The sequence below is a fragment of the Pleionea litopenaei genome, from assembly GCF_031198435.1.
GTDB lineage: Bacteria > Pseudomonadota > Gammaproteobacteria > Enterobacterales > Kangiellaceae > Pleionea > Pleionea litopenaei.
The window spans coordinates 1,396,118-1,409,629 of the sequence record NZ_CP133548.1 but is presented as its reverse complement, the minus strand read 5'-3'; the positions used below and the strand labels follow the sequence as shown (position 1 = coordinate 1,409,629).

The following is a 13,512-nucleotide window of genomic DNA, read 5'->3' as shown; positions in this document are numbered from 1 at the left end:
TCATGGATTGTAAGTATCACCCGAGTGTCAATGCGACTTGGTATTGCTCTAAATGCGATGTGGCCTTTTGTGTAGATTGTGTTCCAAGTACAGAGCAGGGGAGTTTTGTTCGCTGCTCTTTGTGTCGTACTTATCTTGAGCCTTTAGGTATTAGCCAATCAGTTACGCCTTTTTGGCTGAACTTAGGACAATTTTTTCTGTATCCATTGAACCTTCCAATGATGCTACTGGTTTTTGGACTGTCGTTAGTTTACTCAATGTTTATTGTAAGCTTTGGGTTAAGTTTGGTGTCACTACTGTTGCATTTGGTTTGGTTTGCCATCGTGTATCGCATAAGCTTTTCGATTATGGAGTTGTCTGCGCACGGGGAGCAAAAATTTAGTCATCTCGGTAAGCTGTTGGCAACAAGAAATGGTTGGTCATACATCAAGTTATTATGCGCCACGGCGTTAATAGGTTTTTTAGTGTATAAAGCACTTATGTGGAGTTTGATTTTAGGTGTTTTACTCACTTTATTATTTATTTTTGCTTACCCGGCAGTCAATATTATTTTGTGCGTTGATCGCAGTCTCTTCAGTGCAGCTAATCCATTTCGAATGATTGAGGTTATCTATTCTATCGGTTGGAGCTATGCCATCGTTTTTATTTTTGTTGTGCTATTTTCATTGAGCACCAGCTTTTCGATGGATCTTATGACTTCAATATTTCCGGGCAAATTAGCCATCTTAATGACCAATATGTTTTTCCTCTATTTTACCTTTACGATGTACAAAATGTTGGGCTATGTCGTCTTTCAGTATCACTATGAGCTTGGCTTTTCTGTCAACCGTAGCCAGATTAATCAAAACGTGAAAACTCATGGTAAGTCATCGGCTACCAAGTCAAGTGGAAGCGAAGCGTCAGTGGTGGGGAAAAATGGCATTATAGAAGCACAAGTGTTTATTCAAGAAGGCCGTTACGAAGATGCTGAGCAAGTGCTGCGACAAGCTTTGTCGGCAGAACCGAAGAACAACCAAATTTATGAGTTACTTTATAAGTTGTTCGCCTTGGTTGGAAAGCATGACTTAATGGTTAAGTTATGCGAGAAACAACTGCCACTGCTGGTCGAGCAAAAAGCAAAAAATTTAATTAAAATTAGTTATTTCAAAGTTCTTGAGTATAACCCTGAGTACTTTCCGAGTGATCCTAAGGTAATTGATTATCTAATTACCTGTATGGATCGCAAAGATGAAGTCAAACAGGCGTATCGGTTATTTAGATTCCTGAAAGAGCATCACATTGATTATCCTTCTATGGCCAGTTTAAGTTTTTACCTTGCTAAGTTATTTGCAGAAAAACTAAATCGCCGTAGCGATGCCGCTAAGTTAATTTCTTGGGGTATTAACCTAGCCGATGGCGATCTAAAAACGTCGATGAAACAATATTTAAGTCACTTATCGTGACCGGGTTCATCCTTTTGAACGAAAGTTGATTAATAAATATCTCGAATAGAGACATTGTTTGGTATTTCGACTATTGATATCTATAGTTTAATTAGACACACGGGATTTCAAAACTATGGAACTGATCGAACGTCGTATGGCGAGCCGTTATGACGTTAACCTTTTAGCAGACGTTGGCTTGTCGAACGATGAGCAATTACGGTTAAGTGTTTGCAATATATCTGCAACTGGAATGCGGATCATTACATCGGTTGAAAACTTGGTGTTCCTTTTTCCTAACCAACAACGCGAGAATATCATTGATACGATTCATTTGAACGTTGCGGTGTACTTACCCGAACCTTTTGTGAAAGCCGATGTAATCGTTGGAGCCGTTTACACTCAACGGCTTTCGCATCAACAGTTTTCAGTCGGCTGTCGTTTCGAACGCTTCTTACAAAACAGTGCATCGGTGCTGGCCGATTATCTTTTTAGTATTGCCAATGATGACTTTCAGCGTAACCAAGTTATTCGAATCAGTCAGTAGAGGACGTTCAACTTTATACCTAGTTATGATATAAACTCGCTCTAAAATTTTAGGAGCGAAGGTAACGAGTGATGGAACATCCGTTTGATCTGAATGAGCTTTATATTCATGAATACCCAGGTAATTCGAATTTAAAGCCAGTGTTATTCTTGCATGGAAATACCCAAAACAGCACTTGCGGTACTGGAGTGATCGAGTTTTTTCGGAGCAAAGGGCACCGAGTGGTCGTTTGGGAGTTGCCCGGTCATGGTTTATCTAAATTAACCGTCGATCATTATAAATTTTCTGATCTTGTCGCGCTAAACAGCCAGATTATTGAAAAGTATCATTTACAACAGGGCCTATTAGTTGGTCATTCTATTGGAGGAATGATCATTCTCGCCTCTGTCATTGAACGTCAGTTTGACGATGCCTCCTTATTGTTAATGGGCTCATTAGATAAGAACCCTATTGAAGCGGTGAAGGAACATAATCTGTCGGATGCTTTGTACATGCAAACCTCACTCGATAGCTATATGGAAGCAGGTGATGGCTTATTTAAGCGACAACGTCAGTATGATTATTTTGAAAATCGTCATCTAGACGACTCCTTTACTGAAATATTCAATCGTCGCTACACACAACCCTTGGCTAACCGAATAAACCTAACCTCCCTTGCGGAATACGATGTCCGCGAGCAATTGTCGAGTACGCCTCGCGTTATGCTTGTTTTGCACGGTGCAAAAGAAGAAGTTATTCCGCCAGCTTTGGTTGAAGATATGATGACTCACTACCCATGGGCATTGTTAGAATGGTTCCCAGAGGGAGGGCATAATGCCTTTTTTCAACATCATGAACTAACGGTTACCTTTCTTAAGAAACATTATGACCGCTTGTGTACAAATAACCTGAGTGTGCTCAGGAGCAAAGCTGAGGCTTAGCTGAGCAAAAGAAAGGGTGAAGTGCTTAGGCTGTTGTTGGAGTAATTACTAAAAAATTAGGCATAAAAAAAGGCGAGTATGAACTCGCCTTTTTCGTCTTAAAAAGGATTACAGAGCAACGATGTTTTCTGCTTGTGGTCCTTTTTGGCCTTGAGTGATAGAAAACTCAACTTTTTGGCCTTCAGCTAAGGTTTTGAAACCATCGCCTACGATTGCACTGAAGTGTGCGAAAACGTCTGGACCGGATTCTTGTGAAATGAATCCGAAACCTTTTGACTCGTTGAACCACTTAACGGTTCCAGTTACTTTATCTGACATATCTTCATTCTCGTTGTTAACGATTAAACATTACCATTTCTGGTGGTGGAGCTTTTGAAGTGGAACTATTACTTATTAACAACAGAACGGGTATCCATCGATAGGTGTTCGGAATCGCAATAAATACAGCTTTACTCTCAAGCTGAGTGAATTATATACCGCGAATACACGCTGTCAAAGAGATATTTTGGTTGCAACCAGAAATATCCTAACTAACGATATTCTTACTGCGCCATTCATTCAGGCTATTGACGGCTCTTTTTCCATATTCCGTTTCACCATAGTAGTTTGCTAAATAATTCAATTCGTTAGCTGCACTACGGTATTTTTCGCGCTTTGCAAGGGCTGAACTCCACTCATATAGCAGCTGTGGTAAGCGGGGATGTTCGGCAAATCGCTTTTTAGCCATGGCGACATGAGGTGTGGAACTTTGCACTTGGTCGTTTCTTAATTGGCGGGTGAGTAAGTTAAATAACTGTTCAATACCCAGGTCTGATACCGATAAATGCTTTCCGAGGTGTTGTTGAGCGACCGTTAAAATGAATTCATCAAGTTGGTCGTGGCGAGGATGCACCGCAAGTAGGGTGTTTACGGCATGTTTAAACTTTTCACTGCCAGTATTGGTTTTTTCTAAGTTATATAAGCTTTTTAGACAGCCTTCATGATCTGGATGATGTTTTAAAGTGAATAGAAGGTCGCTGCGAGCTCGGTCGAAATCGAGTTGTCGAATCGCATCCAAGGCCTCTGCGTAGCGGCTGGTCGGTGGATTTTGGGTTGAGTGTTGTTCGTCTAAACGGGCAGTGAGACGCGGCTTTAGTAAAAATCCGAGCAGAGCGCCGCTCAGTAGACCTCCGAGATGGGCGAGATAAGCAACATTGGGCTGATTACCCCATAAGTAATACCCAAGCTCTTTGATCAACCAGAAGGCGAGTACCATCAGAGCGGACCATTGAAAGTGATTGAAATAGAGGCCGAACCAAGCAAAAAAGCGAATCTTTCGAGCACCATAGTAAGCAATGTAGGCTCCCATTAAGCCTGAGATAGCCCCTGAGGCACCTAGCAGCGGAGTGTAGGGCGTTCCGTCAAGTAGAGTAAAAAGACTAGCTCCAGCCGCTCCAGTGAGCAAATAAATAATTATCAGCTTAATTCGGCCAAATAATCGCTCAATGCCAAAGCCGAACAAGAATAAGACCAGCATGTTTCCCAGTAGATGAAATAGATCACCGTGTAAGAACAGGTGGGTGATTAAAGATACCGGTCGGTTATCTTCGTATTTGATCCCGTAATGATAAAAAGTGACTTGGCTGAGTAACGCCTTAATTTCTTGGTTGGCTAGTCTCCACTCAACGACGTCGATGCTGCTGTCTTCTTTGAATGACTGTTCTAGATATCGTCTAAAGTTGTGGTCAAACACCATAAAGTAAAGCCGACTGGGGCCTTTTGTATAGACCTCAGATACGTTGTAATAGTGTTTGTTTGCTGACTTAGTTAAAAGGTATTTTTCGAAATAGGGAAGCTCGCGAGTAAATTGCTCACTTTGTACGTAATATTCAAAGACCTTTTGCTGTTCTTTTTCATCGTTCATTTGAAATGCAAAAAAGGAAGCTATTGTGACGATGATCAATGATGCCGTCAGCCAAGGTAAGTGTTTTTTAGATAAAGGAACTTCTGTCGGTATTATTAGCAGCATAAAAAAACGGGTAACTTAAGGTTACCCGTATTGTAATTGCTAAACGATTGACTGCAAATGCTTTATGTTTCGCCTTTGTCTTAGATGTTTCCTTGAACAATTGGCTCAAAAGCAGTGAGTGCATCAAGCATTGTTGAGTTCCCTAACCCTTGAGTGGGGAACAAGGATGCAAATTGATTTTGCTCACCATGCAATGCCATGTAGTTCAAAATCACCGCTTCGGCTAACAAGTTGACGTTATTGGCAGCGGGGGAGCTAGCCGTTTCAACCGAGGCGTCTGGACGCATGTAACCGAGTTGCTGATGTTTCGCTTGGACTTCTGGGGTAGCCCCAATTAATTGCGGTTTGCCACCAGGGTTATAGACTAAAAAGAATGACGCTGCTGTTGATGAGTTGTCACCCGTCCACATACCTTTACCGCGACCATCTTCACTGTCATCAATCATACCGTTACTGGCGAGTGAGCCGTCACTGAACACGTACATCATTAAAGGCATATTCATACGAGCGGCGTATTCTAAACACGCACCCATGCAGCGGCCAGCACGAAAATCTCGTACTTCACCCGTTCGGCGTCCACCACCGTGGTAGTCATAACCACCCATGGTGATTGTTCCTGCACCTGCGTAGCCATTAATAACCATTTTCATAACGGAAGCCGTTTTGCGGAATTCGCCGTCTGAGTCGAACTCTTCTTGAGAGAAAATACCCGATGCACCGACAATTTCGGCATCAAGGGCGGGATCTAAGCTGGCAGGATTACCAAAACGGTCCGCTAAATCGGCACTTTTAACGTAGTTACAGTTGACTGACTTATCGATATCGCTCTCGCGGGCGACACCTGAGTCAACTTGAGCCATTTTCATCGCAGAAATTCGCTGAATGGACTCCATCACTCGGACCGCTTCGTCTTGGTTTAATACATTAAGTAGGTCGCCAACGTCGACTAACCCGGTTACATCACTTGGGCGATCCACTTTGGTTGGCAAAGCCGCTGGAATAATCATTGACGCGGGTGCCATTGAGTTACCACCAGATTGACTGGCGCGAGAACCAATCAAATCAAGCAGCGATCCGTAGGCAGGTTCTTGGCTTCGGACATACTTGTACAATCCATACATTGGGTTATGCGGATTGTTGCCAGTGTCATTTTCTGAACGTGCTGGGATGACTGCTCCATTAACGTTGGCTCGATTGCCAACCGAAAACTTGTCGAAGATTCCGCGCAGGAACGCACTGTCACTATGAAAGGCGAGACCAAGCTCGTTGTTGTAGTAATTCATTTGCGTGGTTGGATCGATAAGATTCGGCGTCATATCACCGGGCAAGCCTAACTTGCTATAGCCTTCGGTGGTTAAGAAGTCCATTTGACCGCCAGCGCCACCAACCAAGACATTCGAGCCGGCCATGTTGGCTCCACCGGCTAAATCGAATGCGATAAATGGAATTTTACCAGCGCCTTGAGCTGAAAGACCGCAATACACATCTCTTAAATCACGAACATCGGGCGCTAGCTCAGCATAAAGAGGATTCGATAATGCGCCAAGAAGTGAAGTGCCAAGAAGGGTTCCACTGCCGGCAATCATACCTTGAGCCAAAAAGTCGCGACGTGTTACTGGGCGCTTATGGGCGGTATGATACAGAGGCACATCTGGATGTAGGGTTTTATTATTACGTTTACTCATTTTTTTCACCTCTATTGTACCAACATGACCGCGCTACCAGAGGCAGCGGCACAGACCGACTTAGCAACCTTAACAGTACGACCTGCTTCACAGCTGTTTCCACAAGCGGTTAGTGTATCGATTAAATTATTTAGCTCCGTACTGACATCATTGTCAGCAGGTTGTGACGCTAAGCCTGTGCCCATGACTCGAACAAGCAATGGGTCAATTAAGGCGCTGCGACCAGTCGCATCAAACGCTGCAGTCACTGAACCCCCGAAATTGAACCCTGGGAAAGTCTGAGCTCGAAGCGTTGTGTCATCCATCAGAGCTGAGCAATATTCGATGCTTAATTGCGTTACGCCCATTTGATGCGAAGATAAGAAGCTTTCAATGCCTTCGCTTGTTGGCAATTGTTGCTTCACTTTTAAGTAAGTTGCCTGAACTTTCGGATGGTTCATGCTAACTCCGGTCATTTGCGCAAGCGTGGCATAGACTTCTTCGAAGGTTCGAACACCGATTTCAGAAGCAACCGGTGATGCGTCTGGCGGTGTTGGAACGGGTGATGGGTCTGCATCAACTCGAACGTTAGTTTTGTCACCCAGTTGTTCGAACGTTAAGAAGAACTCATCAACCGACGGACCTTGTTCTAAACCAATAACCGTACCAAGAGTCGAGACGACTTGTCCCGCATCGGGATCATAGTTTGCGCCGTCTAGCGTCAAGTCTAGGTTTCGGTAAGCTTGTCCAACCGGAGACTCTTTTCCGTTAATCCCAAGGCTCATGCCTTTTAGCGGAATCGCTTGAGGGGTGAAGTCTGGGTTTAATGAAATGAAGAACGGAGCGTTGAATAGATAGCTGTAGCTGTCCCATTGAGCCGCTTCAAAGACGATATAAGCGCGCGCCTCATTGGTTCCATTGGCTTCATCGGTTGGATTGATGATTTGCGAAATGTTAAACAGCAAGTAAAAGCGTTCACCAACGCCAGCATTGAAGTTTTGTGAGACTTGCTCAGCCGTTAACGCACGGTTGTGGATACTTAAAAACTTAATAACACCTTGCCATTTAAAATCATTGTTGGTTTCTGAACCCAAGACCAGAATGTAGGTGTCATCCCAATCGTTTAACGTTCCGGGTTCAACACCATCAACATCGCCAGTGTATTCGCCGTTCACGTAGATTCGTCGACCATTGACCGGATCGTAAGTGATGGCAACGTGTTGCAGCGTTGCTTGCAAGCGTTCGTCAGCATCGGCTGTTGATAAGCCTGGTTCACCATTCGCGTCGCTGTTGGTACTACGATTTAAGAAATCGTAGTTATACAAGGTTTGTCCAAGCATAAAGTTACGAGTGGTTTCTCCGCCCGAGTAAGACACGATGCGAGCAGGGCCTTCTTGAGTGACATTGGCGGGTGCAAACCATCCTTCAATGGTGTATTCGTTGGTTGCCTTAATTAAGTCATGAAGTTTTTTGCTATTCGCTGTGCTGGCACGAGCGCTGCCGCCTTTGAGGTTAATACCCCAACCGCCGACCCACTCAAACTCACCGTTGAGGGTAAGTTCTAAAGCAGGTTCTACACCGCTGGTGTCAAAAGCAGTATTGTTTTGTCCCGCTTTGAACTGCCAAGTCGCGATGGCATCGACTTCATGTCGACCACCAGAGCTTGCAAGAATCCCATTGTATAAAGTCATCGCTTTCGATGACACCGTATCAGGATCGAGCTGAGATACCGGAATTGCATCAGAGAACTGAGCAATCGCCGCTTCCATTTCATCACTGTCAGACACTAAGTTAGGGTCGTCATATTCACAGACATCCCAGCAGTTATGGAACTCAGAGCGTAATCGCGTTACAAATCGTGAGTCAGCCGGCGTGTCTAGGTTGATACGACTTTGAGCCGCCGCATAAGCTGAATTGATGTCGTCACTGGCAAAGAATGGAGAAATTGGCGTAGTCGCCGACTCTTTGTGACAATCGGAACAATACTGAGTCAACAAAGGATAAACATAAGTTTGGAACAGTGTTGGGTCTTCAGGGAAGTTTTTCGTCGCTCCTGGATCAGAAAGAGTAGGAGGATCGGAAAGCTCAATCTCTGTTGAAGCATTTCCGCTGTTTCCAGCCCAGTTAGTAATGTAGGAGGTCATGGTGTCAGCACATGCTTGATTGCTCGATAGCCAACAGTTGTGACCGCTTAATACTTTAGCGACCAAGCGAGAGTCTGCGGGAGAGCCTAAATCAGCAACGGTGTTTGCTTCTGCGTAAGCGAGATTAACATCGTCTTGCCGTGCAAACGTCGGGGATTGTCCACCTTCGTTATGACAATCACCGCATTTATCAAGTACGTTACTCCAGAAATAAGTTTGAAAACGTTGTACGTCATCCGTTTGAGGCGGAGGACCGGAATAGTTATTCCCGCCATTATTGCCTTGATTCTGATTCACCGGAGCATTTTCTGGACCACCGCCAGTACAAGCCGCCAGTACCGAGAAAAGGACTGGAACGACCATCATCTTTACAGTCGGCTTCTTCAACCGTTGCTTAGTGGAATTCGTCATTATTGTCGTCATCATTCAATTCCTGCCTAGTTGCCCATGCAATACACGGCACTTTCGCCGAATGTTTGCTTGAGGTTGTAGTTACTGTTGGCAAAGTTGGTCACCATGGTTTCAATCTGACTACGATCGGCAGCGTTACCTGGTTCGCGTAGGCAAACGGTTTTGAAGACTTTGCGTACTTGGCATTGCGCGAAGCGAGCAGAGTAGGCCAGTTCTTGCCCCATCGATTTTGCGCCTTGACCTTCACCCGTTAGTGCAGGATCCCAGCCTAAATTAGCGTTTTGCCCTTTGCGCCAGTAGTTACTCCATTGATCGTCTTGGGTAACGTAGCCGTATTTGAATGTGTTGTTGTTGATATGGTACTTCGCTTTGACGCGAGTACCTGTGTCAGGATCGGTCATGCCAGCGGTGTTGTAGACGAGCTCACCATTTTCGCCCTCTGGGTCAGTTTCAGCGTTGAACTCGTAGTCGTAATAGGCAAACGCTTGAACGAGAGGATCCATGCCTGAGTGACACGCGATACAGCTATTCAAGAAGATACGACTATCACCACCTGGGCTGCGACTGACGTCTTGGCGGATACGGTCGGGTATGCGAGTTTCATCTTTAAAGGCTTCTAAGTCGCCACACATATGATTAATCAGAGTGAAGCGAAACATTGCTCGGTTGGTGCCTGCGATAAAGAAAGCTTTCGCAGCAGCACGGCTGGTTAGCACTCCAGCGGTCGCTTCTGGTGGTAAGCCGTTGACGCTGGATTGTGCTCGGCGAACTAACAAATCTTTCAAATTGATGTTGTTGTTCTCTAGATACTCGTAATGTGCATTATTATTGTTTTGGTAGGCTGGAGCTCCTACACTGTTATCTGCGGTGTAGAGCACATCATCAAATAAGATCTTACGGAAGTCGTCTTCGTCGCGAACGATGCCAATGACCGTTGCGGTATAGTCATTTAACGGTGCAAACACGGTTTGGGCTTCATTTGTCCACGGAGTGACCATATTTTTTAGGGTGACGTTGTAGAATGCAGAATTCTCCATCGCTAGGTCCGCCGCTTCTTGGGGGTTACCAGCGTTAATTGAAGCCTCCATTTGATCGAGAACGGTCTCAGAAGGGTGGGTGCCGGCGAGTCGGTCATGAATTCGCTTGGCTTGCTCTCGAGCACCAGCCAGCGCGGGTTGCGCTGTCGCTAGGCACAGGACGGTCGCAGCTAAACAGGTCCATAAGCGCCGGCCTGTTAGAGCGTTGTTTTGTGGCATTGTTGTCATTTTGGGTCCTCGATCAAATTCGCGCCAGAGTACTCTGCACAATAAATCATCACTATTTGAGCTGATTGTAGTCGCTTGACAAAGTGTTTTTCGTGAATTTGACCACAGTATTAAAAAGATTCTGCTGCATAATATGCTGTCAGATGTAAATAATAGGTGAGTCGTTACTGACGGTGATGGTGGCGTTATTAGCGGGTTGCAGCAACAACGGTGTTTTCACTTGCGCAGACAAGTGGCAGGAAGAATATGAAAAATTATCTCAGTTTTAGAATAATTACGGTAATTCTCTCAGTCAGTGTTGGTTTGACCGCCTGTACCAGTGAAGACCCGATAGCCGACAGTTCGCAAAGTCCCGATCCAACCGTGACGGATTTTGCCATGGCGTTTATCAAGCGACCGGTGCCGCGAGATGAAGACGGCAATCCAATTATGGACGACGTGTTCCAACCTGAGTTATTTAATCCTGGCGCGGTCTTATTGTTGAAACCACGAGCATTACCCAGCGCAGCTGCGGTTGATATTACCTCGCGAGCGTTCATCGACCCTGATGCTCCCGATGATATTCCTCTGTACGATGTGAAAGATTTATCGGTTTCTCCTGATGGCTTGAAACTGGTGTTTGCGATGAGAGCGCCAGAAATACCCAACGCCGATGATGATGAGCAACCGAAATGGAACATCTGGACCTACGATGTTGAAACCGACGAATTAACTCGAGTAATCGCTTCTAACATCGTGGCCGAAGACGGCCATGATGTGATGCCGGCCTTTTTACCCGATGGTCGGATTGTGTTTGCATCGACCCGACAACGCCAAGCAAAGGCGATTCTTCTTGACGAGGGGAAACCACAGTTCTCTGGACTTGAAGAAGATTTAGATACTCATGCCTATACCCTGCATGTCATGGAAGCCGATGGCAGTGAGATAAACCAGATAACCTACAATCAAAGCCACGACTTATTCCCGACCTTGTTAAGTAACGGGCGCATTGCCTTTTTGCGTTGGGACAACATGGGGGGCTCTGATGCTCGGTCATTGTACTCAGTTCGTCCCGATGGACGCGACGTGCAGCGCTTATATGGCTATCACTCGCAAAATACCGGCAATGGCGGCGTTGAAGCTCTATTTACTAAGCCATTAGCCATGCCCGATGGTCAATTGCTTGTGCTCAGTAAACCACAACAAAGTTTATTTTATGGTGGCGACCCGGTGGTCATTGATCATCAAAACTTTATCGAAGCCGATCAAATGTTAGATGGAACGACGGGTGAGGGTCAACGATCAATTGCTGCCGATCTGGTTAATACCGACGACACTCCGTCTCCAAGCGGTTTGTACCACAGTGTTTCTCCGCTGTGGGATGATTCTGGCAGCCGCGTAATGATGAGCTGGTCGCCTTGTATGTTGAGAGAAGTCAACGTAACCGATGAGCCGCCGGTTATTTATGTCTGTACCGATGAAAATTTGCAGCGTTATGACGATGGTGAGTTATTGGCCGCGACGCCCGCGTATGGTATTTGGTTATGGAATCGCGAAGAAAATACCCAGTCGCCAGTGGTGGTGGCAGAACCTGATTTTTGGTTCACTGAACCCGTTGTTATGCAAGCTCGCAGCGATTCTCCTACTTTTTTACCGGACGGTATTCCCGGCATCGATATCGATAATGATTTGGTCACTGAGAATGTCGGCGTTTTGCACATTCGCTCCGTATACGACTTAGACGGTGTTGATACGACCCCTATGGGTATCACTGCAATGGCTGATCCCGTTATGACGCCGCCGGATCAACGTCCCGCACGCTTCCTAAGAGTCGTGAAAGGCGTGGCAATGCCCGATGAAGACGTTTACGACTTTGATAACTCAGCATTCGGTCGCTCTCGGCAGCAGTTGATGCGTGAAATACTCGGTTATGTTCCTATTCAACCCGATGGCTCCGTCAAGGTGAAGATTCCTGCTAATGTACCTTTTGCCATTAGTATTCTGGATGCTCAAGGTCAACGTATTTCAGGACGCCATGAAAACTGGATTCAGCTGAGACTCGGTGAAGAGCGCAACTGTACGGGTTGTCATACAGCGAACAGTGAAGTTTCACACGGTCGAAGTGATGCCGATCCTGTCTCGGTGTATCTAGGCTCAATCGGCAATACAACCTTCCCAAACAGTGACCCGAATTTATTTGCCGAAGACGGTGAAACGATGGCCGAAGCCTACACGCGTATCAATGGCGTTCCAGAGCCCAATTTAGATATTGAATTTACCGATGTGTGGACTGACCCTGCGATGGCTACACCGGCTCCTGACATTTTAATGTCTTATGCCGATCTACAAACACCAGCGCCGGTTGCCGATGCGTGTCTTGTCGCTTGGTATGCGGGGTGTCGTATTACCATCAATTATGAAGAGCATATTCAACCGATTTTTGATCTCGAACGTCCGGTATTCGACGGCATGGGGAATCAAATCGCTGACAATACCTGCACCACTTGTCACAGCTTATTCGATACCGTCAACAATGTCGTTCAGGCACCAGCAGCGCAGCTTGAACTAACCAGTCTTTCTTCGTTAGATGAGCCAAACCATATGCGTGGCTATCGAGAGCTATTCTTTAATGATAATGAAGTAGAAGTTGTCGATGGCATTGTGGTCGATCGACAAGTTCCAATATTGATTAACGGACAATTCATTTATCAAACGCTTGACGCCGATGGTGGGGTGGTCTTTTTCTTAGATGATGATGGTATGTTTATCTACGAGCCCGATCCGATCACTGGTCTACCGACCGAGTTATCTGACACCAATGGCGACTTGATTTATCAAACCGATGTTAATGGTAATCCGTTGTTTGAAACCGACGCCAATGGTGATCCGGTATTAGATAACAATGGAAACCCAATACCTTTGACGATTCCAATTCCTGTTCCTGAACCGAATCAATTAACTGAAACCGTGCCTATTGGTCCTATCTTAAACACGGCTGGGGCTCGAGCCAGTTCTGACTTCTTTGCATTGTTCAATGGTGGTTCTCACCAAGGTCGATTATCCGAAGCAGAATTAAAGCTAATTGCAGAATGGCTTGATATTGGCGGACAATATTTTAATAATCCTTTCTTAGCACCTGAAAATTAGAAGGTT

9 protein-coding genes are annotated in these 13,512 nt (G+C 45.5%); 4 read left to right on the top strand and 5 right to left on the bottom strand.

From position 1 onward, the window contains the following. Nucleotides 1-2 precede the first annotated feature (2 nt). The 3 genes from Q9312_RS06260 to Q9312_RS06250 all read left to right on the top strand — a co-directional run bounded on the left by Q9312_RS06260 (nt 3) and on the right by Q9312_RS06250 (nt 2,888). Entirely contained in the window at nt 3-1,442 is a 1,440-nt protein-coding gene (locus Q9312_RS06260; RefSeq protein WP_309203730.1) for a hypothetical protein, read from the top strand. Between the two features lie 115 nt (nt 1,443-1,557). After that, nucleotides 1,558-1,968 (top strand): PilZ domain-containing protein, encoded by a 411-nt coding sequence (locus tag Q9312_RS06255; RefSeq protein WP_309203729.1) that lies wholly within the window; start codon nt 1,558-1,560, stop codon nt 1,966-1,968. A gap of 71 nt (nt 1,969-2,039) precedes the next feature. Beyond that, nucleotides 2,040-2,888, top strand: a complete 849-nt coding sequence (locus Q9312_RS06250; protein WP_309203728.1) for an alpha/beta fold hydrolase — start codon at nt 2,040-2,042, stop codon at nt 2,886-2,888. A gap of 108 nt (nt 2,889-2,996) precedes the next feature. On the opposite strand, the gene Q9312_RS06245 is transcribed toward Q9312_RS06250, so the two are convergent. The 5 genes from Q9312_RS06245 to Q9312_RS06225 all read right to left on the bottom strand — a co-directional run bounded on the left by Q9312_RS06245 (nt 2,997) and on the right by Q9312_RS06225 (nt 10,380). Next, nucleotides 2,997-3,206, bottom strand: a complete 210-nt coding sequence (locus tag Q9312_RS06245) for a cold shock domain-containing protein (RefSeq protein ID WP_309203727.1) — start codon at nt 3,204-3,206, stop codon at nt 2,997-2,999. A gap of 208 nt (nt 3,207-3,414) precedes the next feature. Continuing rightward, entirely contained in the window at nt 3,415-4,896 is a 1,482-nt protein-coding gene (locus tag Q9312_RS06240) for a rhomboid family intramembrane serine protease (protein ID WP_309203726.1), read from the bottom strand. Nucleotides 4,897-4,976: 80 nt separating this feature from the next. After that, complete coding sequence (locus Q9312_RS06235) at nt 4,977-6,581, bottom strand: hypothetical protein (protein ID WP_309203725.1); 1,605 nt, start codon at nt 6,579-6,581, stop codon at nt 4,977-4,979. 11 nt (nt 6,582-6,592) lie between these two features. Further along, the gene (locus tag Q9312_RS06230; protein ID WP_309203724.1) at nt 6,593-9,130 is read right to left on the bottom strand and encodes a LamG domain-containing protein; all 2,538 of its coding nucleotides are present in this window, start codon (nt 9,128-9,130) and stop codon (nt 6,593-6,595) included. Nucleotides 9,131-9,141: 11 nt separating this feature from the next. Then, nucleotides 9,142-10,380 carry a hypothetical protein gene (locus Q9312_RS06225; protein WP_309203723.1) on the bottom strand — a complete coding sequence of 413 codons (1,239 nt, stop codon included), beginning with the start codon at nt 10,378-10,380 and terminating at the stop codon, nt 9,142-9,144. 246 nt (nt 10,381-10,626) lie between these two features. Here Q9312_RS06225 and Q9312_RS06220 point away from each other — a divergent pair, with 246 nt between their 5' ends. Continuing rightward, nucleotides 10,627-13,506: an HzsA-related protein gene (locus tag Q9312_RS06220; protein WP_309203722.1), complete on the top strand. Its 2,880-nt coding sequence runs from the start codon at nt 10,627-10,629 to the stop codon at nt 13,504-13,506. Nucleotides 13,507-13,512: the final 6 nt, after the last annotated feature.